The 25,729-nt window shown below is 69.1% G+C and carries 20 protein-coding genes; 4 read left to right on the top strand and 16 right to left on the bottom strand.

Annotated features, from left to right (window positions below; translation table 11 throughout):
* Positions 1-29 precede the first annotated feature (29 nt).
* The 8 genes from ACWF0M_RS36445 to ACWF0M_RS36410 form a co-directional block, all read right to left on the bottom strand.
* Positions 30-5,675, bottom strand: coding sequence for an Ig-like domain-containing protein (locus ACWF0M_RS36445; RefSeq protein WP_452240323.1), 5,646 nt, complete (start codon positions 5,673-5,675; stop codon positions 30-32).
* A 183-nt stretch (positions 5,676-5,858) separates the two neighbouring features.
* A complete protein-coding gene (locus tag ACWF0M_RS36440) occupies positions 5,859-8,114 on the bottom strand; it encodes a hypothetical protein (RefSeq protein ID WP_452240322.1) in 2,256 nt (751 codons plus the stop codon).
* Positions 8,111-9,097 (bottom strand): glycosyltransferase family 2 protein, encoded by a 987-nt coding sequence (locus tag ACWF0M_RS36435; RefSeq protein WP_452240321.1) that lies wholly within the window; start codon positions 9,095-9,097, stop codon positions 8,111-8,113. The genes ACWF0M_RS36440 and ACWF0M_RS36435 overlap by 4 nt, the downstream gene beginning before the upstream one ends.
* 43 nt (positions 9,098-9,140) lie before the next feature.
* Positions 9,141-10,682 (bottom strand): gamma-glutamyltransferase, encoded by a 1,542-nt coding sequence (locus ACWF0M_RS36430; protein ID WP_452240320.1) that lies wholly within the window; start codon positions 10,680-10,682, stop codon positions 9,141-9,143.
* Between the two features lie 46 nt (positions 10,683-10,728).
* Positions 10,729-13,302 carry a phenylalanine--tRNA ligase subunit beta gene (gene pheT / locus ACWF0M_RS36425; protein WP_452240319.1) on the bottom strand — a complete coding sequence of 858 codons (2,574 nt, stop codon included), beginning with the start codon at positions 13,300-13,302 and terminating at the stop codon, positions 10,729-10,731.
* Positions 13,302-14,411, bottom strand: a complete 1,110-nt coding sequence (gene pheS, locus ACWF0M_RS36420) for a phenylalanine--tRNA ligase subunit alpha (RefSeq protein WP_452240318.1) — start codon at positions 14,409-14,411, stop codon at positions 13,302-13,304. Before pheS ends, pheT begins: the two co-directional genes overlap by 1 nt.
* A gap of 149 nt (positions 14,412-14,560) precedes the next feature.
* Positions 14,561-14,902 carry a hypothetical protein gene (locus tag ACWF0M_RS36415; RefSeq protein ID WP_452240317.1) on the bottom strand — a complete coding sequence of 114 codons (342 nt, stop codon included), beginning with the start codon at positions 14,900-14,902 and terminating at the stop codon, positions 14,561-14,563.
* A gap of 100 nt (positions 14,903-15,002) precedes the next feature.
* On the bottom strand, positions 15,003-16,526 hold the full coding sequence (locus ACWF0M_RS36410) for an MFS transporter (protein ID WP_452240316.1): 1,524 nt from the start codon (positions 16,524-16,526) through the stop codon (positions 15,003-15,005).
* A 56-nt stretch (positions 16,527-16,582) separates the two neighbouring features.
* On the opposite strand from ACWF0M_RS36410, the gene ACWF0M_RS36405 reads away from it, so the two are divergent.
* On the top strand, positions 16,583-17,287 hold the full coding sequence (locus tag ACWF0M_RS36405) for a TetR/AcrR family transcriptional regulator (RefSeq protein WP_452240315.1): 705 nt from the start codon (positions 16,583-16,585) through the stop codon (positions 17,285-17,287).
* 9 nt (positions 17,288-17,296) lie between these two features.
* Here ACWF0M_RS36405 and ACWF0M_RS36400 read toward each other — a convergent pair whose 3' ends face one another.
* The 6 genes from ACWF0M_RS36400 to infC form a co-directional block, all read right to left on the bottom strand.
* Positions 17,297-18,004 (bottom strand): hypothetical protein, encoded by a 708-nt coding sequence (locus ACWF0M_RS36400; RefSeq protein WP_452240314.1) that lies wholly within the window; start codon positions 18,002-18,004, stop codon positions 17,297-17,299.
* 169 nt (positions 18,005-18,173) lie between these two features.
* Positions 18,174-19,064 carry a CehA/McbA family metallohydrolase gene (locus ACWF0M_RS36395; protein WP_452240313.1) on the bottom strand — a complete coding sequence of 297 codons (891 nt, stop codon included), beginning with the start codon at positions 19,062-19,064 and terminating at the stop codon, positions 18,174-18,176.
* The gene (locus ACWF0M_RS36390) at positions 19,061-19,864 is read right to left on the bottom strand and encodes a TrmH family RNA methyltransferase (RefSeq protein ID WP_452240312.1); all 804 of its coding nucleotides are present in this window, start codon (positions 19,862-19,864) and stop codon (positions 19,061-19,063) included. Before ACWF0M_RS36390 ends, ACWF0M_RS36395 begins: the two co-directional genes overlap by 4 nt.
* A gap of 19 nt (positions 19,865-19,883) precedes the next feature.
* Positions 19,884-20,276, bottom strand: a complete 393-nt coding sequence (gene rplT / locus ACWF0M_RS36385; protein WP_130383712.1) for a 50S ribosomal protein L20 — start codon at positions 20,274-20,276, stop codon at positions 19,884-19,886.
* Positions 20,277-20,359: 83 nt separating this feature from the next.
* Positions 20,360-20,554: a 50S ribosomal protein L35 gene (rpmI, locus tag ACWF0M_RS36380; RefSeq protein ID WP_130383713.1), complete on the bottom strand. Its 195-nt coding sequence runs from the start codon at positions 20,552-20,554 to the stop codon at positions 20,360-20,362.
* Positions 20,555-20,637: 83 nt separating this feature from the next.
* Positions 20,638-21,315 (bottom strand): translation initiation factor IF-3, encoded by a 678-nt coding sequence (gene infC / locus ACWF0M_RS36375; protein ID WP_452240311.1) that lies wholly within the window; start codon positions 21,313-21,315, stop codon positions 20,638-20,640.
* 334 nt (positions 21,316-21,649) lie between these two features.
* On the opposite strand from infC, the gene ACWF0M_RS36370 reads away from it, so the two are divergent.
* Positions 21,650-22,024 (top strand): DUF1844 domain-containing protein, encoded by a 375-nt coding sequence (locus ACWF0M_RS36370; RefSeq protein ID WP_452240310.1) that lies wholly within the window; start codon positions 21,650-21,652, stop codon positions 22,022-22,024.
* 55 nt (positions 22,025-22,079) lie between these two features.
* On the opposite strand, the gene ACWF0M_RS36365 is transcribed toward ACWF0M_RS36370, so the two are convergent.
* Positions 22,080-23,162, bottom strand: a complete 1,083-nt coding sequence (locus ACWF0M_RS36365; RefSeq protein ID WP_452240309.1) for an FAD-dependent oxidoreductase — start codon at positions 23,160-23,162, stop codon at positions 22,080-22,082.
* Positions 23,159-23,839, bottom strand: a complete 681-nt coding sequence (locus ACWF0M_RS36360; protein ID WP_452240308.1) for a TetR/AcrR family transcriptional regulator — start codon at positions 23,837-23,839, stop codon at positions 23,159-23,161. The genes ACWF0M_RS36365 and ACWF0M_RS36360 overlap by 4 nt, the downstream gene beginning before the upstream one ends.
* 133 nt (positions 23,840-23,972) lie before the next feature.
* On the opposite strand from ACWF0M_RS36360, the gene ACWF0M_RS36355 reads away from it, so the two are divergent.
* Both ACWF0M_RS36355 and ACWF0M_RS36350 read left to right on the top strand, forming a co-directional pair.
* Positions 23,973-24,833, top strand: coding sequence for a phosphotransferase (locus tag ACWF0M_RS36355; RefSeq protein WP_452240307.1), 861 nt, complete (start codon positions 23,973-23,975; stop codon positions 24,831-24,833).
* Positions 24,834-24,949: 116 nt separating this feature from the next.
* Positions 24,950-25,330 (top strand): hypothetical protein, encoded by a 381-nt coding sequence (locus ACWF0M_RS36350; RefSeq protein ID WP_452240306.1) that lies wholly within the window; start codon positions 24,950-24,952, stop codon positions 25,328-25,330.
* Positions 25,331-25,729: the final 399 nt, after the last annotated feature.

The raw sequence follows: 25,729 nt of genomic DNA, 5'->3' as shown, positions 1-25,729 counted from the left end.
GGTTGGTGAGTGGCGCAGGTCCGCAGCGTCTACTTGCGGGTGCGGGCTAGGGCTATGAGGGTTCCGCCCAGGGCGGCTAGGAGGGTGCCTAGGGTGAGCAGGATGGGCGGGGGGCCACCGGTCGGCGGTAGGGCGGCGCGGTTGAGGGTGCGGGGGGTGTCGGTGGGCTCGGCGCCGACGGTGAACTTGACCGGTGCGGTGACGGTCTCGCCGGTTTCGTCGGTCCGCTCGTAGGTGACCTTCGCGGTTCCGGTGAAGGCCGCGACCGGCTTGAGCGTGACGGTGCCGTCCGTGCCGACGGACCAGGTGCCCGCGCCGTTCGTGACGCTCTTCGCGCAGGTTCCGGCCGGCGTACGCAGGCAGACCGAGCTCGGTTCAATCAAGCCGCTGTCGTTGAGTAGCGGGTTCACCGCGACCGGATTGCCCGGCGTACCGGTTGCCGTGTCGGGAGCCGCCTTCGCGAGCAACGGTCCCGCGACGGTGACGTCGAGGAGCGCGGTGTCCGACGTACCGTTCGCGTCGGTCACGCGGTAGACCAGCGCACGCGTCGTACCGATGAAGTCCTTCGCCGGCGTGAACATGACCGAGGCGCCGACCACGAACGTGCCCTCGTGCGGCACGGTCACGGACTTCTTCTCGACCCCGTCCGAGGGATCTCGCAGTACGACGGAACTCGGGCGGAGCGGCGCCGACGGGTCACCGGCCTTGTCGTTGGCGAGCACGTCGACGTCGACCGGCGTACCGAACGCAGTCTCCGCGCTGTCGTCGATGACAACCGGCCGGACCGGCACGACCGTCACGGTGATGGTGGCGCGGGCCGGGTTCTGGTTGCTGTCCTTCACGTCGTACGCGGCCGGTCGCGCGGTGCCCGTGAATGTCGCGTCCGGGGTGAACGTGACCTTGCCGCCCGCGACGACGTACGTGCCCTGCCCAGCGATCGTGACCCGGTCGACCAGTGCGCCACCCGGCCCAACCAGCAGCACCGAATCCGCGTCGAGCGTCGCGCCCGGACCCGGCTTGTCGTTGGCGAGCGGGTCGATCGTCACCGCGACGTGCTGCTTGGTCCGTGCCTCGTCCGGTACGGCGACCGGCCTCGCCTGCACCGTGATCGTCAACGAGCCGGATCCGATCGTGCCGTTGCGGTCGGCAACCTGATACCCGACCGGGACGACCACGCCCGCGAACCCGTCCACCGGCGCGAACCGGATCGCACCGGACGGCTGCACCGTGAACGTCCCCTCCCCCGGCACAGCTAGCACTGCTAGCGAATCGCCGTTCACCGGATCGATCAGCCGTACGCCGACCAGCGGCGCGCTGACATCACCCGGCTTGTCGTTCGCGAGCACGTCGACCGTGATCGCGGTCTCGTACGGCGTGGTCGCGGCGTCGTCCTTGATCACCGGAACGACCGGCGCGACCGTGACCGTGACCGACGCGCTCGCCTTGTTCCCGGTCGTGTCGCTGACCCGGTACGCGACCGACACGACCCCGCGGTACGCCGGCGCCGGGTCGAACGTGATCTTCCCGGCCTTCACGCTGAACACGCCCTGCCCCGGGATCACCGCGTGCTGTCCCCACGTCCCGCCGTACACCTGCACCGATGCCGGATCGAGCTGCGCGCCCGTCCCCGGCTCGTCGTTCGCCAGCGGATCGATGGTGATCGTCACGTTCTGTTTGGTGCCGACCGGATCCGCGACCGCCTTCGGACCGTTGCCGACCGTCAGCAGCAGCAAACCTTCCGCGGTCGTCCCGTTGGCGTCGGCGATCCGGTACGTCGTCGGCGTCGTGACCCCCTGGAATCCCTTGGCCGGCGTGAACTTCACCGCGCCGTAGGCATCAACCGCAAAAGCACCTTCACCGGCCCGCGTCATCGTCTTGCCGTACTGACCGGCCGCGTCCTTCAGCACCACACTCGCCGGCTTCAGCGGCGCCGACGGGTCACCGGGCTTGTCGTTCGCCGGCACGTTCACCGTGATCGCATGCCCGTACGGCGTGATTGCCGAGTCGTTGACCGCGACCGGGTTGACCGGTGTCACGGTCATGCTCAACGTCGAGACCGCGTAGTTGCCGTCCGAGTCAGCGACCCGATACTGCACCGGAGTCGCCTTGCCCCGGAACGCCGGCAGCGGATCGAACTCGATCGAACCGCTCGGCAGCACCGTATAAGTGCCCTGCTGAGGAATCGTCACCTGATGCAGGGCCCCGTTCAGGCCGACCGACCCCGGCACGAGAGTCGCATCGGTCCCCGGCCGGTCGTTGGACAGCACGTTCACCGTCACAGTCACGTTCTGCAGCGTCGACGCATGATCGGCGATCGCGACCGGCGGCTGCCCGACGGTGACGGTCAGCCGAGCGGTCGTCTTCGTCCCGTTGCGGTCGGCCACCTGGTACGTCAGCGGCGTACCAGGACCGCGGAACGTCCCAGCCGGGTCGACGCGCACCACTCCCCCGGCCGCGGTGTACACGCCTTCGTTCAGAATCCGCACCGATGCCTTCGGCACCCCATCGGCCGGATCGACGAGCAGCAGACTGCCCGGCACCAGCGGCGCCGTCGGGTCGCCCGGTTTGTCGTTCGCGAGCACCTTCACCGTGACGCTCTTGCCGTACGGCGTTCGCGCGGCATCATCGGCCGCGACCGGGGTGATCGGTGTGATCGTGACCGTGATCGTCGACCGCGCCGTCTGTCCGAACAGGTCGGCGATCCGGTACGTCACCTTGGTCGCCGTACCGGTGAAGCCCGGCAGCGGGTCGACGGTGACCGTGCCGTCCGGGTTGACCTGGTAATCGGCCTGCCCCGGGATCTTCACGAGCTTCTTCGGCGAGCCGTCGGCCGGATCCACGAGCGTGAGGCTGCGTGGATCGAGCGACGTCCCGAGACCGGCCTTGTCGTTGGCGAGCGGCGTCACGCGAAGTGGGAGGTTCTGTTTGCCGCCGGCGGTGTCGGGAACAGCCGTCGGCACGGGCGGTTTGGCGACGGTGACGGTCAGCGTTGCGGTGGCCGTCGTACCGTTCACGTCCGAGACGCGGTACGTGACCGGTGTCGCGGGGCCGGTGAACTTGGGCAGCGGGTCGACCTCGACCTTCCCGTCCGCCTTCGTCGTGTACGTCGCCTGCCCGGGCATCACGAGCGTCGCGGTTGGCAGCTTCGTCGTCGGGTCGATCATCCGCACGCTGCTCGGAACCAGCGGCACCGACGGGTCGCCGGCCGTGTCGTTCGCCAGCACCGGCACCTCGGAGTTCGTGTCGTACGCCGTACCCGTCGTGTCGTCGGACGCGTCGGGCTGGACCTTCGTCACCCGCGCGGTCAGCGTCGACTTCCCGATCGCACCGTTGCTGTCGGCAACCTGGTAGCCGACCGCGGTCGCGGTGCCGCTGAACGTCGGCAGCGGCTCGAACAACACCCGGCCGTCGGCCTTGACCGAGTACTTGCCCTGGCCCGCGACGACGAGCGACAGCACGGGCTGTGTGGGCGTCAGCAGGCGCACGCTGCCGGACTTCAGCTCGGCGCCCGTCGGCCCCGGCTTGTCGTTGGCGAGGACCGCGACCACGACGGAGCGGCCCTGCAACGTGGTGATCGTGTCCGGGTTCGCGACTGGCGGCCCAGGTGCGGCGACGGAGACGGTCAGCTCGGCGCGCGCCGCCGTACCGTTCTTGTCGAGCACCTGGTACGTCAACGGCGTACCGACTCCGGTGAAGCCGTGCAGGGGCTGGAAGGTGACGTTGCCAGCGGCAACCAGGTAGGTGCCTTGCCGGGCGATCGTCACCTTGTCGACGAGCTTCTTGCTGACCGGATCGACGAGCCGCAACGTGGCGGGCAGGAGCGGCGCGTCCGGCGAACCCGGCAGGTCGTTGTCGAGCACGGGTACGACGAGGTCGGTGTCGAACGCGGTCGAGACCGAGTCACCGTTGGCGATCGGCGTCACCGGCGTGACCGTCACCGCGAGCGTCGACTCGGCAGTCTGGTGGGTGGTGTCGGTGACGCGGTAGCCGATCGACGTACCGACGCCGGTGAACTGCGGTTTCGGGACGAAGTCGACGCCGCCGTCGGGCTTCACGACGTACTCGCCCTCGCCCGCGATCACGACCTTCTTCTTGAACGCGGCATCGGCCGGATCACGCAGTACGACGGAACCCGGCACGAGCTGCACGCCCGCGGCGGCGTGGTCGTTGGCGAGCGGCTTCACGGCTACGCTGACGTTCTGCGGCGTGGTCGCGGTGTCGGGGGTCGCCACCGGATGATCCGGGAGGGACACGGTGACGGTCAACTTGGCAGTGGCCGTCGTACCGTTGCTGTCGGCAACGCGATACGCAACGGGCTTGGCCGGACCGACGAAGCCAGGCACCGGTTCGACGCGGACCGTGCCGTCGGGCATCGCGACGTACTTCGCCTGGCCGACGACGTTCACCATCTGCACGCACTTGCCGCCGTCGACGAGGCAGAGCGTCGCGGGCGCGAGCGTCGCACTCGGGTCCCCCGGCCTGTCGTTGGCGAGCACCGGTACGACGACCGCCGTGTTGAACCCGGTCGTCGCGGCGTCGTCGGTCAGGACCGGCGGAGGCGGCGGTGTGATCGCGAACGGGTAGTCCTCAACCTCGCCGGCATCGGCCGCGCCGCTCGGCTTCTCGATCTGCGGATTGGTATACCCGACCCGCACCCGCGCGTACGACGCTCCGGCCTTCGGGGCGAGCTCGGCCCACCGCAACGTGACGGTCGTCTGCTTGGCGGCGAATGCGGCGCAGGCCCGCTCGCCCGGGTCGAAGGCTCCGTTGCGGTTGACGTCGATCCACGCACACGCCCGCCCGGCCTTCGACGTACCGGCCAACTGCAGGTCGGCCGTGTACGACGTCTGGTTGGTGCGAAGCGGCTTGAAAACGACCCCGTCGTCGGCCTGATCCGGTGTCGCCGGGCCGGTCGTGCCGTTCGCGACGGCCGCGTTGTCCTCGGTGACATCCTTGCCGAGCTGTACGTCGCTCAGCACCGACCATGCCGCGCCGTACGACGCCGGTGCGTCACCGAAGTCCTCGGGCGCGGATGCGACGATCGAGAACGCGTCGCCGGACGACCCGTTGTTCAGCGCGGGCAGCTTCGGATGCTTCGTGAACAATGCCGACACGTCGAAGCTGACCTTGGTGACGACGCCGTTCACGCGGACCGACCCGCAGGCAGCGGTCGCGGAGGTGTCGAGGCCGGACGGCGACTTGGTGTTCACGCAGTTCGGGCCGGTGTCGTGGTTCGCGGCGGTGATCGTGTCGCTGGTGACCGCGAGGTTGTTGCCCGGTCCGAGCTTCGTGAGGCTGAGGCCGGCGGTGGTGAGCTTCAGGACCGAGTGCAGTTCGGACTGCGCGGTCGTCCGGCCGTTCACGGTCCGGGTGACGGATCCGCCGAGGCCGCCGAGGTGCAGGACCGGGTTCCGGACGGGCTGCGAGAACGTGATCGTCACCGCGCCGCGATCGCCGCAGCCGCCGGTGGACGCGCAGTCGCCGGTGTTCACCACCACGTCCTGCGCCGGGGCGTCCTTGCCGATCGCGGGCTGGTAGGTGGTCGGCCCGGCAGTGCGGAAGCCGGCCGTCGTCGGATCGCCGAGCTCGGTCAGCCCGCTCGCGGTGATCGTCTGCCGCAGCGCCGAACCGGGCATGACCGTGGTCGCGCTGTCCGTGAAAGGTGCCGTTGGCACCTGGTAAGCGGTCGCCGTGAGGCTGCCCAGGCTCAACAGTCCGGTGGCAAGAAGGATGGCCCCCGGTCGGGTTGCCCGCATGTGTCCCGCCCTCCCGAGCAATCACGGCAATACTTCGGGCCGCGTGGCGGGCGGGCCTGCGTAGACGTTAACGGCCTGCGCGGACCCAATGTTACGGGACAATCACTCTCCGAGGTCGTAGATCCGGACCTTGCCGACGCTGTGTCGTCGTACGGCGAGCTGGTCGAGCGCCGGCGCCACGGGTCCGTTGCGCGTGTCGGCGTACAGCCAGCGAACGCCGTACTCGTCGCGCAGCCTTCGCAGCACCTCGGCGGTCGGTGCGGTGAGGGCCTGGTTGGTGAGGGCGACGCGGTCCGGCCACGGCGACGGCTGCTCGGTGTAGCGGCGGCCGCCGTCGCCTTGTCTGGCCATCGCCTGGTTCGTGTACGCCCAGCCCTCGATCAGCGTGCGGCGTCCGGCGATCCCGCTGACCAGGTACCCGCGGGCGTCGCATCCTGGCGCGGGCGGGCCCGCCGGACGACACCAGGTGTTCGTCGCCACCACATCGGTCGGCGCAGAGTTCTGCCCGAGCCAGAGCGCGGCCTCGGCCTCGTCCGAGTACACCCACCACCGCGCGGCCCGGTACGTCGGTGCCTTCTCGGTGTCACCACGGACCTCGCTCTGCAGGAAGGAACTGATCGGGGCAGTCGAGAGCAGGACCAGTACGACGAACATGCCGCCACCGGCTTGTCGCAACGTCAGCCGCCACACGAGCAGCAGGAAGAGCGTGATCCCGAGTACGACGAGCAGCATCCGGGTGCTCAACCACAGCTGGCGGCCGGTCGAGGCTGCTGGCACACCACGGGCCCAGACGATCAGACCGGCGTACCCGATCGACAGGACGAAGGCAGCGATCGCGATCGGGACCGGGCGACCAGAGGCGCGCGCACTGGTTGCTGCGAACCAGCCGGCTCCGGCCAGGCTGAACGGTGCCGCGGTGTAGACGAAGTACGACTCGCTCACCGACGGGTGGTCGATCAGCAGGTAGCCCGCCCACCCCGCGATCATCGCGCCGAGCAGGAACCACGCGACCGGGTCCTTCCGGCCGACGACGCCGAATCCGGCCCAGGACATCGCCTGCAGAGTCAGCAGCAGTCCGAGCAGCAGACTGAGCGTTCCGATCACTTCGCCGTGCGCGAGAGCGGGCAGGATCAGTCCGCCGTCGCCCGGCTGCGTCTTGTCGCCAGTGGCCGCGGTGTACACGGGCAGCGACTTCAGTACGGCGAGGAACTGCAGCCGCGATCCACTGGTGCTACCAGCCACCGTCAGGAAGGTGATCGCGCCGACGACGAGCAGCACCGCCGTCGTACCGATCAAACGCCACGGCACCCGCCGTGTCGTCACGAGTAGGCACAACGCAGCAAGCCCCACCCCTCCCACCAACAAGGGCAGCACGGTCGGCTTAGCCCCACCCCCGACCCCCGCCACCACCACCGCGACAACCCCGCCCCACAACTCCTTACGTCCGAAGAAGTGGCGGGATGTCTGCGCAGTTCCTCGGACGTAACGGGGGAACAGGAGGTCGATGAGGAGGATGGCTGCCGTGACAGCGGCGACCATGCCGAAGGTTTGGGATGGGCTGAGGAGGCTGACCGGTGGTGCGAGGTTCACACTCGTGTCGACCAGCAGGAACAGTTGCGGTGCGGCCAGTGCAAGTGCGGCGAGTACGCCGGTCCACCAGGTGCGGCTGACGACGCGGGCCAGTGTCGCGCAGACGAGCAGCGAGACGACCAGCCACGGCAGGATCCAGAGCCGGAACAGCACGACCATCGGAGTGAGCCGCGTGACGTCGACAGCCGCGGCCATGTCGGCGTTCGCGAACCAGTGGTACTCGAGCGGCTCGTTGACGACCTGTGGGATCTCGGGCGGCACGGAGCGGGTCAGCTCCTGCACCATCGACAGGTGGTACAGGAGGTCGGGGTAGTACGCCCCGCCGTACGGCGGCATCGGGTGGTACGCCATCACGCCGAAGGTGGCTGCGCCGACCATCACCGCCGCGGACACCGCCAACCCGACCGTCCACGCGAGCGGTAGCGGTCTGGGCTCGGCGATCCGGAAGTACTGTCGCCCGAGGAGCGCGAAGCCGATCAGGACGAGGGCCGGCCACACGATCAACCAGCGCTGCCAGCCGAGCGCGGTGAAGATCGCCCAGCCGATCAACTGCCACGTCGCGCCGACGACCGACCCGAGCCCAAGATCCTCAGCCCAGTTGCCTGTACTGCGCCACGCGGCCCGCAGCAGCAACGTGCCAGGCAGCGCGATCGCTCCAGCGAAGTAGACGGCGTACTTGACGAGCGGACCGATTCCGACGTCGCCGAGCGATATGAACCCACCGGCCGCCACCAGGATCGGCAGCAGCCACGGGACAGCCCGCTTCATCGCTTGGACGGAGTGCTTTCGTGGACGGGCTCCTGATGCCCGTGGTCCGTGAGACTGTCGTAGCCGACGAGGAACTGCGGTCTGCGCTGGCTCGACTGGAACAAGCGGGCGACGTACTCACCCAGCAGACCGAGGCACAACAGCTGGATCGCGCCGATCACGCTGACCGCGAGGACCGTCGACGTCCAGCCGGGAATGCTCCGGCCGGTCAGCTTGATCACGAGCGCGCCGACCACGAACAGCCCGGACATCGCGCCACCGAGCAGCCCCAGCCAGGTCGCCAGCCGCAGCGGGGCCGCCGAGAACGCGGTCACGCTGTCGAACGCGAGCCGCAGCATCTTCGAGAAGTTGTACTTCGTCGTGCCGGCCGCTCGCTCCGCCCGGACGTATCGCACCTCCGCGCTCGGGAACCCGAGCCACGGGATCACCAGGCGGAAGACCCGGCCGTCGTCGGGAAGCGCGTTCACCGCGTCCACCACTCGACGGGTCACCAGCCGGAAATCGGCCGCGTCGAACGGGATCTCCTTGCCGACCAGGCGGCACATCAACCGGTAGTACAGCCGCGCCGACGTACGTTTCGCCCAGGAATCGCTCGAGCGGTCGGAGCGTACGCCGTACACGACGTCGACGTCCTGCTCGCGGACAGCCTGCAGGAACTCGGCGATGACCTCCGGCGGATCCTGGAGGTCGGCGTCGATCGTGACGACGTACTGGCCACGGGCACGGCGGAAGCCGGCCGACTGGGCGGCCTGGTGACCGCTGTTGCGGAGCAGGCGGACGACGCGGAGCTGCGGCCAGTCCTTCGCGGCGTCGAGGAGCAGCGCAGCGGTCCGGTCCCGGCTGCCGTCGTCGACAACCAGCAACTCGTAGGTGATCCCCAGGCCGTCGAGCAGCGGGTGCATCCGCTCGAAGAAGATCGGCAGCACCTCCTCCTCGTCGTACATCGGTACGACGACGGAGAGCTCGGGGTGGGTGTCCCGCATCGGCTGCCTTTCGGATCCTGGTGGCCTGACCTTACTAGCGCGATCAGGGAGAGATGGCCACCGCACCGGTTCGGCGCGGGTCGCCGACGGCGAGGAGGCCGTCAGCCGGGTCCCAGAGCGCCGCTGCGACGCCACCGAAGTACATCGAGTGCGGCGGCATCGCGCGGGTCGGCAACGCGGTCGACCCGGAAACCGGCAGGTCGTCCTCGTAGTCGACGACCACGTCCTCGCGGACGCGGACGTGCAGCCGCGGATGCTCGACGGCGTCGCGGAGCCGCAGACCGCCGTGCGTGTACAGCGCGTACACCTGGGCGAGTGCGGTCGGGATCCGGTCCGAGCCGGGCGAACTGATCGCGAGTACGGCGCCGTCGCTGTCGCGGCGGGCCACGCTCGGGGCCATGTTCGAGGTGAGCCGGGTGCCGGGCGCGAGGCTGTGCGGGCCGCCGTGCAGGAGCTCCTGCTCGCCGAGCGCGTTGTTCAGCCAGATCCCCGTGCCAGGTGTGAGTACGCCGGCCCCGTAGCCGGACGAGACCGTGATCGCGCAGGCGTCACCCTCGTCGTCGACGACCGAGACGGTCGCCGTACTCGGTGAGGTCAACGCGCGAAGGTCGCCGGCCGCCGCGAGATCGAGCAGCTTCTGGCCCTCCAGCTTGCGCACGTCCTCCCTGTCGAGCTCGGCGAGCCGCTGCCCGAGTACGGCGTACTGGACGTCGATCAACCGCTCCAGTTCGGACTGCCGCCAGCTGCCGTCGGACGGTACGCCGTCGAGCAGCGCGAGCATCGCGGCGACGGCCACTCCCCCGACCGCGGGCGGTGGGTTGGTGGCGAGGCGCCAGCCGTTCTGGTTGACGACAAGGGCCGGTCGTACGACGGCCTCGTACGCGGCGAGGTCCGCGGCGGTCAGGATGCCTTCGTTCGCGGACATGTCGTGGATCAGGAGCTCGGCGAGCTGGCCCGTGTACATCGTCTCGGCGCCGTCGCGGGCGATCAGCTCGAGCGCCTCGGCGAGCTCCGGGATCACGACCGTACTGCCGGCTTTGATCACCGCGCCGTCCTCGTCGTGCACGACGGCATGGCTCGGCTGGTGCCAGCCGAAGATGATCTCGTGGGTGAAACCGAGGTAGTAGCCCGAAGTCCGGCTCAGCGGGAAGCCGTTGCGGGCGACGTCGATCGCGGGCTGCACGACCTCGCTCCACGGCGCCTTGCCGGAACGCCGGTGGGCGAGGTCGAGAGCCTTCATCCCGCCGGGCGTGGCGACGGAGCCGTGGCCGACGGTGGTCGTCGTACCGCCGCCGTAATCGGTGGTGATGTCCCAGACGCCGCGCCCGAACCGGTCCGTCGGCAGGCCGCGGCCGGGCATCTCCACCCAGCCGTCGATCGTGACCGCATCACCACCCGCGACCTGCAACGTGACAAACCCACCCGAGGCCGGCGACACCACCCCGATCTCGTTCACCATCGTGACGAGCGTGGCCGCAATCGCCGCGTCCACCGCGTTCCCGCCCTCCGCGGCAACGCGCACACCGGCCTCAGCCGCGGCGGCGTTCGGCGCAGCGACCGCCACCCTCGGCTGACCGCCGCTCATCGCCAGCCTCCGCAGAGCCGGCGCGCGGCCCCCCTCCACATGGCTCTCAGCCGACCCGTTGGACTGCGCCGAAGCGGTCGACGGTGACCTGGACCGCTGCCTGGCGGGCGTCGGCGACCTCGTTCTCCTTCAGCGTCCGGTCCGGCGCCCGGAACCGCAGCGCGAACGCGAGCGACTTCTTGCCCTCGCCGATCTGCTCACCGGTGTACACGTCGAACAGCCGGACCGACTCCAGCAGCTCGCCCGCACCCTCGGCCAGTGCAGCCTGTACGTCGGCCGCCGCGACCTCGGCCGGGACGATCAACGCCACGTCCTCCTTGGCCACCGGGTACGACGAGAACGGGTGCGCCGTGATCGACTCCGGACCCGCCGCGATCAGCGCGTCGAGATCCAGCTCGACCGCACTCGACCGCGCCGGCAGACCGAACTCCTGGCACACCTTCGGGTGCAGCTCGCCCGCGTGACCGATCACGGTGTCCCCGACCGAGAACTCTGCGCACCGACCCGGGTGCCACGGCGCGAGCTCCACGTTCTTCACGACCGGCTCGACACCGACCACGGACGCGATCAGCCGCGCGATCTGCACCGCATCGGCCCATCCGGCCGGGCGGCCCTTGCCCCACCAACCGGTCGGCGCCAGCGCACCGGTCAGCACCACGCCGACGTGCAGCGGCTGGTCCGGGAGTGCGTCGTACAGCGACTGGATCTCCGCGTCGCTCGGCCGATGCGCAACCGACGGGAGCGGCGCGGGCTTCGTCTCCGCCTTCGGCAGGAACACCAGGCCGGTCTGGAAGATCGCCAGGTCGTTCGCGCCGCGGCCGACGTTGCGCTCGGCGGTCCGGAGCAGCGTCGCGAGCAGGGTGGTTTGCATCGACGGCTCTTCGTCGGAGATCGGGTTGACGAGCTTGACCGTCGTACGGCGGACGTCGTCGGCCGGGATGCCCATCGCCTCGAAGTCCGCGTCACCCGTGAACGGGTACGACACCACCTCGGTCAGTCCTGCACCGACGAGCGCGGTCGCCACCCGGCGCCGCCTGCGCTGCGAAACCGTCAGCCCCTGCCCACCCGGCGCGGCCGGCAGAACCGACGGCACATTGTCGAACCCGAACAGCCGAATAACCTCTTCAGCGAAGTCGTTGGGATCCCGAAGATCCGGCCGCCACGACGGCGGAGTCACCGTCAGCAGATCGGCGCCTTCGACGTGGGTGGACCCGACGGTGGTGGAGCCGACCTCGGCCAGCGCGGGAGCGTGCGCACCCGCGGCCAACGGAGCCGCGACCGCGTCCGCCGCAGCAGCCTCGACTGTGCAGCCCACCGAAGCCAGGTGCCGAACGGTCTCCTCGAGCGTGATCACCGCACCCGCGACACGGGCTGCGTGGTCGGCGCGGAGGGTGACCGGGGTCGGCTTCGGGTGGGTGTCGACGACGGTCTCGTCGGGGAGGATCGTGCCGCCCGCGTACTCGGCCAGCAGGTCCGCGACGCGCTGAGCGGCGTACCGCGGGAGATTCGGGTCGACCTCGCGCTCGAACCGGCGCGACGCCTCCGACGACAGCTTGTGCCGGCGCGACGCCCGCGCGATCACGATCGGGTCGAAGTGCGCGGCCTCGATCACCACGTCGGTGGTGGCATCCGAGATCTCCGTCGACGCGCCACCCATCACGCCGGCGACACCGATCGGACCGGAGTCGTCGGTGATCAGCAGGTCCTCGGCGTCCAGTTCACGCGTCTGGTCGTCCAGCGTCATCAGCTTCTCGCCGGCGTTCGCCCGCCGTACGACGATCTCACCGGACAAGCGCGCCTGGTCGTACCCGTGGATCGGCTGACCCAGCTCGAGCATCACGTAGTTCGTGACGTCGACACCGATCGAGATCGGCCGCATCCCGGACGCGAGCAGCCGCTTCTGCATCCACCGCGGCGACAACGCCTTCGCGTCGATCCCGGTGACGGTCCGCGTGACGAAAACACTGCACGCCGCCGCATCGTCCACCCGGACCGGGTAGCCCCCGGCGCCGGACCCGTTCAACGTCACGTCGGCCGGGTCCTTCAGCTCCACGCCGTACGCCGTCGCCGCCTCCCGCGCGACACCACGGATCGACAGGCAGTACCCACGATCCGGCGTCACCGCGATATCGAGTACGTCGTCCCGCAGCGCCAGCAACTCGATCGCGTCATCACCCGGCGTGCCCTCGCCTGGCTCGAGTACGACGATGCCGTGCGTGCCGTCGTCACCGAGACCGAGCTCGGCGCTCGAGCAGATCATGCCGTTCGACACGTGCCCGTAGGTCTTCCGCGCCGCGATCGCGAACCCGCCCGGCAGCACCGCGCCCGGCAGCACGACGACCACGAGATCGCCGACCTCGAAGTTGTGCGCGCCGCAGACGACCCACTGCGGCTCGTCCTTGCCGATGTCCAGCGAGCACCAGCGGATCGTCTTGCCGTTCTTCTGCGGCTCGTTCTCGTACGTGAGCACCTTGCCGACCACGAGCGGCCCGGTCAGGTCGGACTCCTCGACGGTCTCCACCTCGAGGCCGGCCCGGATCAGCTGCTCCGCCACCTGGCGGCCGGTGACGTCAGCCGGCAGGTCGACGTACTCACGAAGCCATGACAGTGGGACCCGCATCAGATCTCCATCCCGAACTGGCGGCTGAACCGCACGTCACCCTCGACCATGTCCCGCATGTCCTCGACGCCGTTGCGGAACATCAGCGTCCGCTCCAGGCCCATGCCGAACGCGAAACCGGAGTACCGGTCGGTGTCGATGCCGTTGGCCTGCAGGACCCGCGGGTTCACGACGCCGCAGCCGCCCCACTCGATCCAGCCCTCGCTGCCACAGGTCCGGCACGGCCGGTCCGGGTTGCCGACGGACGCGCCGCGGCAGACGAAACACTTCAGGTCGACCTCGGCCGACGGCTCGGTGAACGGGAAGAAGTTCGGCCGCAGCCGCGCCTCGAGGCCCTCGCCGAACATCGAGACGACGAAGTGGTCGAGCGTGCCCTTGAGGTGCGCGAGCGTGATGCCTTCGTCCACGACCAGGCCCTCGACCTGGTAGAAGACCGGCGTGTGCGTCGCGTCCAGCTCGTCGGTGCGGAACACGCGGCCCGGGCAGATCACGTAGATCGGCGGCTTGCGGGTCAGCATCGACCGCGCCTGGACCGGTGAGGTGTGCGTCCGCAGTACCTTGCCGGAACCGGCCGGCTCGACGAAGAACGTGTCCTGCATCTGCCGCGCCGGGTGGTCGGGCTGGAAGTTCAGGGCGTCGAAGTTCAGCCACTCGGCCTCGACCTCGGGGCCCTCCGCGACATCCCAGCCGAGTGCGGTGAACACGTCCGCGACCTGCTCGGAGATCAGCGACAGCGGGTGCCGCGCGCCGAGCTGCGGGGTGTGCCACGGCAACGTCACGTCGACACGCTCGGTGTTCAGCATCCGCTCCTCGTGCTCGGCCTCGAGCACCGCGAGCCGGGACGCGAACCCCTCGTTGATCGCCTTCCGGGCCGCGCCGATCCGCTGACCGGCCTCCTTACGGGCCTGCGGCGGCAGCGCGCCGATCTCCCGGTTGGCCAGCACGATCGGCGACTTGTCGCCGAGATGGGCCGTCTTGGCCTCCTGCAGGGCCGCCAGATCGGCCGCCCCGCTGAACGCCGTCAGCGCCTCGTCGCGGGTCCGCTCCACCTCTTCGGCATGCAGCGGCGTCACTTCGACCGGGTCGTAATCAGTGTTGGGACCGGACATGGCTCGCTCTCGGGTTGGTACGTCTGCGGATTGCAGTCTAGAAACCCAAACCCCAAGACCGTGAATCGCCCGTCCAAACCCATGCCCCGTCCAAGGGTTTGGGGAGGGTTCTACTCCCGGATCGGGACGAGAAACCTCCCCGAACCCGGTCAGCCGAGGCGGTGCCTGCCGCGGATCACTCCGACCAGGATTCCGAGCGCGGCTAGGAGTGCTCCGACGCCGACGGGGAGGAAGAACGTCGGGTAATCCACGACGGCGGAGGGGTCGACCCAGGGCTCATGGCCTGGTTCGGGCTCGGCGAGGATCAGGCAGACTGCGCCGGCTACGTCGTACGCGGTCGCCAAGACGATCGTCAGGATTGCGAGGCCGCGGGACCATTTCAGCACGTACCGGTTCCCGCGCGACCGGCCGAACAGCATCGTGCCGAGCGCGATCGGGAGCAGGATGAACAGCGACATCAGGACCAGGTTCACGACCCCCTGCTCAGTCACGCACTCTCCAGCGCACTGCCCAGGCGAGGGCCAGCAGGTCGATCGGCCACCGTTGCGTCATGCCGCAAATGCTGTCAGTACCCGGTGTCAAAGCACGGTGTCAGTGCACCGCGTCGTCGACCACCGGGGCCGCGTCCTGCACCTTCTTCTCGCCCTTAGGGAGCACCGCCAGCGCGACCACTGCCCCGGCGACCGCGCCGATCGCCCCCACCGTCATCGCGATCGACATGGCGTCGACGAACGCGTGCTTGGCCGCGCCGAGGAAGTCCGGACCGAGCGCGATGGTGTCGGCGATCGACTTACGCGCCGCTTCCGGGACGGAGTCCGGCAGAGCCGACGAGTACGCCGCCGCAAGCACACTGCCCAGTACGGCGACCGACAGCGCGGCACCCGTCTGCTGGACGGTGTCGTTCATCGCCGAGCCGACACCGCGGTGATCCGGCGGAACGGCCTGCATCAACAGCGTGTACGCCGCCGGACCGGCCAGGCCACCGCCGATCCCCATCACCAGCAGGCCGACGATCAACAGCCCGTACCCGCTCGTGTCGGACACCTGCGTCAGGATGGCGAAGCTGCCCGCGATGATCAGCAGACCGAGCGAGATCAGCGTCCGGTCCGCGATCTTCTTCCCGAGGGTCGCCCCGAGGCCGTTGAACAGCGCCGCGGACAACGCATACGGGATCAACGCCAGCCCCGCCTTCAGCGGCGTGTACCCGAGCGCGAACTGCAGGTACTGCGTCAACGCCAGCAGCAATCCACCCGCGGTGAACGACAGCAGCACGATCGAGAAACTCGTACCGCTGAACCGCCGGTCCTTGAACAGCGCCAGCGGCACCATCGGATGCGCGCTCCGCTTCTCCCACAACGCGAACGCGGTCAACGCGACCACGCCGACCACAAGCGCGCCGAGCACCCGGGCGGAGCCCCAGCCATGCAGCGGGATCGAGACGATCGCCCAGACGATCGACGCCATACCGACGATCGTCAGGACCGCGCCCGCCGGGTCGACGTCGCGCGCCGGGCCCTTCGACTCCGGGATCAGCGCGAGCGTGCCGATGATCGCCAGGACCGCGATCGGCACGTTCAGCAGGAAGATCGAGCCCCACCAGAAGTGGTTCAGCAGTACGCCGCCGACGGTCGGGCCGGCCACCACGCCCACCATCGCGACCATCGACCAGCCCGCCATCGCCTTGCGCTGCTCCTCCGGCGGGAACACCGTGAACAGCAGCGACAGCGTGCTCGGCATCAGCAGCGAGCCGCCGACACCCATCAGGCCGCGGCACGCGATCAGCTGCCACGGGTTCTCGGCCAGGGTCGCCAGCATCGACGCCAGGCCGAAGACCACCAGCCCGAGCAGCAGCATCTTCCGCCGGCCGAACCGGTCGGACAGGCTTCCGGCGGTCAGCAGCAGGCCCGCGAACGCCAGGATGTACGCGTCGATCACCCACTGGATGTCCGCGGGCGTCGCGCCCAGGTCGCGCATCAGCGACGGGATCGCCAGGTTGAGGACGGTGTTGTCGACCACCAGCACCATCAGGCTCAGACAAAGGATCAACAGGATCCACCAGCGGCGGGGATGCCCTTCGGCGCCGGAAACTTCAGACTCGAACGGTGTACTAGTCACTCGCACACTGTACGACGATCTCGTACGGTGTGCGAGTCCTTTGTAGGATGGACCTCATGAAGGACTGGATCTGGACCCGGGAACCCAAGGCGGCACCCGCGCGGGAAACGCTCAGCCGGGAGCAGATCGTGGCTGCGGCGATGACGATCCTCGATACCGAGGGCCTGACCGGGCTGAGCATGCGCAAGCTGGGCACCAAACTCGGCTCCGGCGCGACCAGCCTGTACTGGTACGTCGACACCAAGGACGACCTGATCGACCTGCTCATCGACGAGGTATGGGGCGAGATCGACGTACCCGAGCCGGAGCTGGCCGGGTGGCGGGCCGGTGCGCTGCTGTTCGGGCACAGCCTGCGCTCCGCCGTACTGCGGCATCCCTGGCTGCCCGAAGTGATGTACACGCGCCCGAGCATCGGCCCGAACGCGATGTCGATGGGCTCCCGCGGGCTGGTGCTGTTCGGGGCGGCCGGATTCTCCGAACACGAGATCGATCTCGCGATGGGCAGCGTGATGTCGTACGTCCTCGGCACGGTCAGCGCCGAGGTCGCGACCCGCGAGATGGTCCGCAAGTCCGGCCGCTCCGAGGAGAACTGGGTCAGCGAGATCCTGGAACAGGCCCAGGCCGTCGCCGGCGACTACCCCGAGATGCAGAAGTCGGTACGCCGCCGCACCTCGCTGGACCTCGACGCAGGTCTCACCGAAAACTTCGTCTTCGGCCTGGACGCCCTCCTCGACGGCCTCCAGACCCGCGTCAAGGAGTAGGTCACCCGCTCAGCTCGTCAGACCGAACCACGGCTCCTTGGCAAGCTCCTCCTCCAGCACCTTACGGTCGCCTTCTCCAGCGACGCGCCCCGCCAGTTCCCGGGCTCGATCCAGCTCGGCGCGTGCAGCCGCCGGCTCCCCGGCCGCCGCCAGCGCACGGGCCAGTGCTTCACGGGCGAACGGCTCGTCCCAGTCGGCCATCTGCTCCGGGAACGCCTGCACGAGTTCGAGACAGCGGCGGGCGTGCTGCAGCCCCGTCTCGGTCCGGCCGATCCGCAGCGCGACGCGTGCGATCAGGTGCTCACCGCGCGCGTGGTTGGCCTCGTTCCCGGCTTCGAGCCAGTGCAGGCAGGCGGCGTACGCGCCGTACAGCAACCGCTCCTGGTCGAGCAGCGGACTGTTCTCGTCGATCTGCTCGAGCAGATCCCAGGTCTCGTTGTTGAGCTCGACGCCGAAGTACCGGTGCAGCTCCCGGCCCTCGACCAGCTCCGTGGCCACCTTCTCCATCAACTCCGGCCAGCTGGTCAGCCCGTACTCACGGGCGATCGTCAACTGCGCGTCCCGCAACGTGAAGCCCGCCTCGTCGTACGCCGGGTGATGCGCGCGGGCCCGCTCGATCGCGTCGGGCCTCCCTTTGGCGACTGCTTTGCGCAGGTCCTTGGCGCGGGCGCGCAACTGGCTGAGGCTGGCCTTCGCGGGCAGCGGTGTGGTCGACATCAACGGTCCTTCCAGGACAACCCGCTCCGCTGAACCAGGCCGTCCCGAAGGGTCACCGGCCATCCAAGAAAGGTCCTGCCGTTCCAGGTGCACTCAGTGCTTGCCGCGGAGAAGAGGCGCCCTGGCGCGCGCTACCCCAACGCTGACACGCCACCCACCCACTCGTCAATCAGGACAGATGAATCGGGTTGGTCCAGGCGCGGGCGCCGGTCGCGTCTTCGGTGGTGATGCGGCAGTGGGTGTTGCGGAACAGGTCCAGTGGGAAGGTGCATTCGGTGAGGTTGGTGCCTTGAGCAACCTCTGCGCCGGGGTGGCCGCCGGTCAGCAGGATCTTGGTGGCAGGTGAGCACCGGACGACGATCTCGTCGCCTTCGAGGTGTACGTCGTACAGCTCGGGGCCGGTGCTGGAGTAGAAGTGGCCGGCCTTCAACGCGGCGATGAGAGCGTCCGGTTCGAGTGTTTCCGCGCGAACGTGGACCCAGGCCTGGCACGGAGGCGGGTCCTGAGGGTGCAGGTGCGCGTCGTCGGCGGCGTACGTGGTCAGCTGATGGCCGCGGTTCAGCAGGACATCGGCCAGATGCCAACTGTCGCCGCGGTTCTCGCGGTCAGACAGTGCGTTGTAGACCTCGACCGAATGCGCCGCGTCCAGGCTCTCGGCATCGACCGCCGTCAGCAGCGACGCCGACGGATGCGCCATCCCGACGAACGCACCCGCAGCCCGCGCGCGCCGCGCCAGTTCGGGGCCGGTCTCGGTCTCCCCCGGCTGCGCGAAGTCCAGCGGCAGTCCGATCGCCACGATGTGCCACGCCTGGCCCGCCTCGGTCCGCGGCGCGTGCAACTCGGCGCCGATCAGCGTGGTGAACCCGTCAGACCTCAGCTCCCGCGTGTCCGTGATCGGGAATCCGTACTCCGCGCGGAAGTGGTCGGTGATCGCCACGAAGTCGTACCCGGCGTCCCGGTACACCTGCGCGGTCTCGGCCGGCGACAACGCCCCGTCCGACAGGTTCGAGTGCGTGTGCAGGTTGCCGCGCCAGAAGCGTCCCGGCAGATCGAAGATCAACGGCGTTGTTCTCGGGCTGAGGCGTACAGGCAGATGGCGGCGGCGGTGGCCAGGTTGAGGGACTCGGCGCGGCCGTAGATCGGGACCTTCACCGAGTGGTCGACGAGAGCGTTGAGGTCGTCGGGCAGGCCGTGGGCCTCGTTGCCGAACAGCCACACGGTCGGCTTCGCGAGCGTGCCGTCGTCGATGCAGGTGTCCAGGTCGGTCGCGCCGTACCCGTCGGCGGCGAGCACCTGCAGGCCGTTCGCACGCCAGGTCTGCACAGCGGCGACGATGTCGACATCCGTGCTGATCGGCACGTGGAAGATGCTGCCGACGCTGGCCCGGACCGCCTTCGGGTTGTGCGGGTCGACGGACTCCGTCGTCAGTACGACGGCATCGGCGCCGGCCGCGTCCGCCGTACGGATCAAGGTGCCGACGTTGCCGGGGTCGCGGACCTGGACGCCGGCCGCGACGAGCTTGAACGAGCTGTCCGGCAGCGGAACGGTCACCAGCGAGCAGACCGCGACGACCCCTTGTGACGTGACCGTCTCGCTCAGGCTCTCGACGGCGGCGCGGTCGACCTCGAACCACGGGACGCCGGCCGCCACGGCGAGGTCGTACAGGTCACGATGCCGGGCCGCCAGCGCGGGTTCGGCGTACACCTCGATGACGAGCTCGCGGTGTTCGAGGGCTTCCCGGACGGCCTGTGGGCCTTCGACCAGGAACCGGCCGGCCTTGCGCCGGAACGCACGAGTGGCGAGCCGCCGGGCCTGTTTGATCCGCGCGGATTGCGCGGTCAGCAGACCGGGACTCGCCACTGTGTCGTCGAGCTGTTGTTCAGGCTGCGGCGTCGGACTTCGGCGCGTTCACGTCGGTCGGCAGCGCGGCCTTGGCCAGCTGCACGAGCGCGGAGAACGCGGCCGGGTCGTTGACGGCGAGGTCGGCGAGGATCTTGCGGTCCACCTCGACCTCGGCCAGGCGCAGACCCTGGATGAAGCGGTTGTAGGTCAGGTCCTCGGCGCGGACCGCGGCGTTGATGCGCTGGATCCACAGCTTCCGGAAGTCGCCCTTGCGCGCCTTGCGGTCACGGTAGGCGTAGACGAGCGAGTGGGTGACCTGCTCCTTGGCCTTGCGGTACAGCCGCGAGCGCTGGCCGCGGTAACCGCTGGCCTGCTCGAGTACGACGCGACGCTTCTTGTGGGCGTTGACCGCCCGCTTCACGCGTGCCATGAGGTGTTACTCCTTGTATTTCTGCGCCGGAGACAGGATTGCCCACGCGGCGGGGGATGTTCGGGAGGGGCGAGGCGGGGGCCTCAGATGCCGAGAAGCTTCTTGGCCTTCTTGACGTACGCCGGGGCGACCTCGACGGTGCCGGACAGGCGGCGCTTGCGCTTCGAGGACTTCGCCTCGGCGAGGTGGCGGACACCGGTCTGCTCGCGACGGATCTTGCCCGACCCGGTGACCCGGACGCGCTTCTTCATCCCCGAGTGGGTCTTCATCTTCGGCATGGCTGTTGTGCTCCTGATTTTCTTCGTTGACTCGATCGTCGGTACGACGGGCTCCGGCTGCCTCGGGCGGCCGGAGCGTTCCGTCACTCCGGGTCGAGGTTGTCGGCCGGACCCTTCGGCTTCTTCGTGACGCCGGCGGCACGCTCGGCCTCGTGGGCCTGAACCTGCTCGGCGCGCTCCAGGCGCTCGGCCTCTTCCTCGGCCTCGCGCTCGGCCTTGCGCAGTGCCTTCTCGGCTTCCACGTCCACGCGCGCTTCGGACTTCTTCTTGTGCGGTCCGAGCACCATGATCATGTTCCGGCCGTCCTGACGCGGCGACGACTCGACGAAGCCGAGCTCGGTCACGTCTTCGGCCAGCCGCTGCAGCAACCGGAAGCCGAGCTCCGGCCTGGACTGCTCACGACCGCGGAACATGATGGTGATCTTGACCTTGTCCCCGGCCTTCAGGAACCGCACCACGTGACCCTTCTTGGTCTCGTAGTCGTGCGGGTCGATCTTCGGCCGCAGCTTCATCTCTTTGATGACGGTGTTGGTCTGGTTCCGGCGGGACTCGCGCGCCTTCTGCGCGGTCTCGTACTTGTACTTGCCGAAATCCATCAACTTGCAGACCGGAGGCCGGGCGGTGGCCGCGACCTCGACCAGGTCGAGGTCGGCCTCCTGGGCCAGCCGAAGTGCGTCTTCGATCCGGACGATGCCTACCTGCTCACCGTTCGGTCCGACCAGCCGCACCTCGGGAACGCGGATGCGCTCGTTGACGCGCAAATCAGTGGTGATGGGTCCTCCTGGGTTGAACTCGTACTGGGTGCCACCTCGCGATCACCGCGAGCCCCCTGAAAAACAAGAAGGCCCTCGTGCGATCACACGAAGGCCCAATTCCCAGATGTACGACGATCCAACCTTGCGGCTGGTGCGCCGTACTGTCGCTGTGATCCTCCGGATGTCCTCCACAGGTTCTCAGCGTGACCGGGACCCGCCGACTGTTCATCGACTGGGTGGGAGGTGGCCCTCCGCTTAGACTCGAACCACAGGCGGTCCTGAACTATTCCGCTCAGGGGTCACCAATGGACCGGGTCGGTCGCCATGCAAGAGTAGCAGCATGACCGACGCAGATGCCACCTCACAGCCCGACCCCCTCTCGACCGCGTCCCGCGACATCGCCGAGGTCCCCGCCGTGGAGATCATCTCCACCGCCGCACTGCACCTGATGAGCGCCGCCGCCGTCAACCTCGGCCTGGCCGCGGACCTCCCGGACCACAAGGACCTCGACGAGGCCCGCTCGCTGATCGACTCGCTGGCCGGCCTCATGGACGCCGCCGCCCCTTCGCTGGGCCACCACCACGCGGCACCGCTGAAGGACGGCCTCCGCTCGCTTCAGCTCGCCTTCCGCGAAGCCAGCACCATCCAGGACGAGCCCGGCCAAGGCCCCGGCGAGAAGTACACCGGCGCGGTCTACCCCGCCACCCGCGCGTAGGCAGCTCGCCTTTCCGGAACATAACTGCCACCCAGCGCAAACTTTGTTCCGGAAATCAGCCCAGGCTGGCGAAGAAGTTCAGGATGCCGGCCGGGGCGTCAGGGGCGAACGAGATCTCGAGGTTCTGCGTGGACTCCGCGGCGGAGGCTTCGGCTCGGGGGAAGAGGGCCGCTTCGTACGTCGCCAGCGCCGCCTCGGTGTCCGGGGTGGCGATCAGGGCGGCGGCCAGTTCGGCTCCGTCCTGCATCGCGAGGTTGGCGCCTTCGCCGGCGAACGGTGACATCAGGTGAGCCGCGTCGCCGAGGAGCGTGACGCCGGGGACCCGATCCCAGCGGTGCCGGATCGGCAGGGCGTGGATCGCGCGGGGCGTCAGCTCGCCGTCGGCTTCCCGGACGAGGCGCAGGAACCGGTCGTCCCAGTCCTTGAACTCGGCCAGCACGGTCTCCTTGGTGACCTCGTCGGCCGACCAGTCCTCGTCCCTCCGCACGGCGGCGTACACGTGCAGGCGGTCCGGTTCGCGGTGCGCCAGGAAGCCGCGGCCGTCACCGAGCGCCATCATCATGCCGCCGCCGATCAGCTCGGCGCTGTCCGGGTGCCGCACCTCGGGGTCGAGCAGATTCAGCTCGGCGAACGACAGACCCAGGTACGCCGGGGTTGCGTCCGAGACGAGCGGGCGGACCTTGGACCATGCGCCGTCCGCACCAACCACCAGGTCAGCGGTGAACGTACTCCCGTCAGCCAGCCGGACCTCCCGGTCGGCCGAGATCTCGACGACCTTCGAACCCCAGCGGATCATGCCGTCCGGCAGGCCGCCGATCAGCAGATCGCGCAGGTCACGGCGACGTACCTCCGGGCGGCCCCGACCCTCGTCGTCGTGCTCCGCGAGACGCAGTACGCCGTCGCGGTCGTAGATCTTCATCGACTCGGCGCCGGGCAGGATGATCCGCCGAAAGTCGTCGTACAGGCCGGCCGCGCGCAGCGCCTGCTGACCTGAGTCCTCGTGGATGTCGAGCATGCCGCCCTGCGTACGGGCCGTCGGCGACTCGTCCAGCTCGTAGACAGCGGCTTCGATGCCGTTGACGTGCAGAATCCGGGCCAGCGTCAAACCGCCGAGGCCGGCGCCGATGATCGCGATCATGCTCGTTCTCCTTCTGTGCGTGGAGTGGCGAGCACTCCGTTGATCAGTACGCGGACGCCCCACGAGGTCCGGTCCCGTCCCGTCCCGCTCAGCAGGTCCTCCCCCAGGGCCGCGATCCGCGGATGCGTCTCGGGCCGGACCGCCCGCAATGCGGCGGCCGTTGCGTTCCAGGCCTCCGCGTCGTCGCCACCCGCGTGCTCGGCAGCGGTCGAGGTGGCCAGTTGCAGCAGCAGGTCGACCCCCCAGGACGCCTGCTGAGGCGGTACGCCGCCCTCGTCGAGCAGCGCGAGGATCGACTCGACCAGCCGCAGATAGTTCGCGCCCGACGGCCGCGCGGTCACGGCGGACTGCGCGAGGCTCGGGTACTCGAACAGGACCAGCGTGTACGACGCCAGCAGCGTCTCGAGCCGCGCTCGCCAATCCCCGGCGGCCTCGACCGGCGACAGATCCACCGAGCCGAGCAGCTCATCGAGTACGGCGGCGTGCAACTGGGCCGTGTCGCGGAAGTACACGTACAGCGACGCGGGCCCCGTATCGAGCTCCTTCGCCAGCCGCCGCATGGTGACCCGACCGAGTCCTTCGGCCCGCATCACGTCGACCGCTGCCGCCACGATCCCGCGCCGCGTCAGCGCCTCCTTGGCCGGCCGCTCCCGCCGGCTCCTGGGTTCATCCGTCATGTCCTTCAGGCTAACGAACATGTTCGTTACGAACAAGTTCGTCGAATCGGACAGTGTCGAGGCTCATAGAGAGGAACCGGACAATGTCGAGGCTCATAGTGTCGAGGCTCATAGAGAGGTACGGTCAGCAATCGTGTCTGCCGACGAGATCCCCGGTCCCGTTGCGAAGCTCGATGCGCAGCAGTTGCTGCAAGAGGTCAATCAGGCGACCAACGCCGGGCTCGAGTTCGTCGGGCAAGCGGGCGCGGGCGAGGTGGGCGCCGCGTTCGTACGCTGGCCCGACGGGCGCGACGGCGTACTGACGCGCGGATTCGGTTCCATCACCGACCTTCGACGTACGACGGAAGTCCTCGCGGCAGCGCGGCGGGGCGGACTGCCTGTCCCGCAGTACCAGCTGCTCGTGGACTTGCCGGACGGCGTCGGCGTGGTGCAGGAACGCCTGCCGGGCCGGCCACCGGAGACCGTCGACCGCGCATTGCTGGAGACGATGCTCGCGCTGACCGACCGCTTCGCCGGCCTGGCGCCCGACCTGCCGGTCCCCTCGATGTACCTGCTCGAGAGCGGTCCCGGCTTCTGCTTGCACGAGTCCCTCCAGCGGTACGACGACCGCACGCGGAGGCTCCTGGCCTGGATCCACGCGGTCGGCCGGGACGAGCCGAGCGACATGACCGGCGACGACCTCGTGCACCTCGACTTCCATACCGGCAACGTGCTGACCGAGGCCGGACGCATCACCGGGATCGTCGACTGGGACGGCATCGGCCGCGGCGACCGCCTGTTCGCGCTGGTCACCCTGCGGTTCGACGCCCACGTCCGTCTCCCCGGCGCGGACCTGACGTGGTTCGACGACCTGCTGGAGACCACCCTCGATCCCGCCGTACTGCGCCTTTACTGGGCCCACATGTCCTTGCGCCTGGTCGACTGGTCCATCCGCCACCACACCCCCGCCGACACCACCCACTGGCTCGACTTCGCCGAGACTCGGATGCGCTGACAACCCGTTTCGGGCCTGGCCGAAACGGGTTCGATCGGGGTACCGGCGGCCCAGCCCGCGCACTAGCTTCGGTGATGGGTCTTCACTCGGGGGGCCCTTTAGGTTAAGGGGAAACCATGCGAAAGATTGCGATGACCGCCGCCGGGATCGCTGCTGCCGTGATCGGTACGGGCGTGGCACTGGCGCCGACCGCCAGCGCGGCGACGCAGGCGGCGGAGGCGACCGCGGGGACGACGGCGACCTGCCCGTCGGGGGCGGTCTGTCTGCAGGAGCCCAACGGCAGCATCCTGAGCAAGAACATCTGGTACAGCTACGGCGCGCACAACCTGTCGAACGTGACCGGGATCAAGGTCCTGATCAACAGCCAGACCGGCGGTGCGGGCTTCGCCATCTGCAAGGGCTACAACGGGACGAACTGCTACCCGGTGCAGCGCTACACCGGCGCGTACGCGCCGTACGACTTCACCCCGATCAACTCGATCGTGCTCGTGAAGTAGCCGGACAACGCGAACCGGCTCCGACTTTGCAGGGTCGGAGCCGGTTCGGTCTATCCGGCTCTTGTGACTGGTGTGTCGGTGGTCGACGGGTCCCGGGGCGGTGCCGGGCTCGGTGTGATGTGCACGCTCGACAGGAGATGTCGGGCGGCCGGGTAGTACACCTGAGCGTGAACCCGCCCGTGCGTACACCGTCTCGCCGGTGCACTACCTGTCGAGCCTGCACACCACCCCGCCACGAGCAGCCGTCCCGCCACCAACCCGATCACCCCGCCGCACCACAACATCCACCCATCCAGCACAAGAACGGATATCCGGCTCTCGTGACGTATCCGTGGGTGGGTCTGCGCGTCTGAGTTGGTGCATGCCGTTCTCTGACTAGGTTCTTGGCTTGTCGAGGGT

Source organism: Kribbella sp. NPDC055110 (assembly GCF_053607525.1).
The sequence above is the reverse complement of the archived record's forward strand: the minus strand, read 5'-3'. Positions and strand labels throughout refer to the sequence as shown.

Coding starts and splice junctions, on each gene's coding strand:
- ACWF0M_RS36440 (WP_452240322.1), bottom strand. CDS start 8,114: ATGAAGCGGGCTGTCCCGTGGCTGCTGCCGATCCTGGTGGCGGCCGGT.
- ACWF0M_RS36435 (WP_452240321.1), bottom strand. CDS start 9,097: ATGCGGGACACCCACCCCGAGCTCTCCGTCGTCGTACCGATGTACGAC.
- ACWF0M_RS36430 (WP_452240320.1), bottom strand. CDS start 10,682: ATGAGCGGCGGTCAGCCGAGGGTGGCGGTCGCTGCGCCGAACGCCGCC.
- pheT (WP_452240319.1), bottom strand. CDS start 13,302: ATGCGGGTCCCACTGTCATGGCTTCGTGAGTACGTCGACCTGCCGGCT.
- pheS (WP_452240318.1), bottom strand. CDS start 14,411: ATGTCCGGTCCCAACACTGATTACGACCCGGTCGAAGTGACGCCGCTG.
- ACWF0M_RS36405 (WP_452240315.1), top strand. CDS start 16,583: ATGAAGGACTGGATCTGGACCCGGGAACCCAAGGCGGCACCCGCGCGG.
- ACWF0M_RS36400 (WP_452240314.1), bottom strand. CDS start 18,004: ATGTCGACCACACCGCTGCCCGCGAAGGCCAGCCTCAGCCAGTTGCGC.
- rplT (WP_130383712.1), bottom strand. CDS start 20,276: ATGGCACGCGTGAAGCGGGCGGTCAACGCCCACAAGAAGCGTCGCGTC.
- rpmI (WP_130383713.1), bottom strand. CDS start 20,554: ATGCCGAAGATGAAGACCCACTCGGGGATGAAGAAGCGCGTCCGGGTC.
- ACWF0M_RS36370 (WP_452240310.1), top strand. CDS start 21,650: ATGACCGACGCAGATGCCACCTCACAGCCCGACCCCCTCTCGACCGCG.
- ACWF0M_RS36365 (WP_452240309.1), bottom strand. CDS start 23,162: ATGATCGCGATCATCGGCGCCGGCCTCGGCGGTTTGACGCTGGCCCGG.
- ACWF0M_RS36360 (WP_452240308.1), bottom strand. CDS start 23,839: ATGACGGATGAACCCAGGAGCCGGCGGGAGCGGCCGGCCAAGGAGGCG.
- ACWF0M_RS36350 (WP_452240306.1), top strand. CDS start 24,950: ATGCGAAAGATTGCGATGACCGCCGCCGGGATCGCTGCTGCCGTGATC.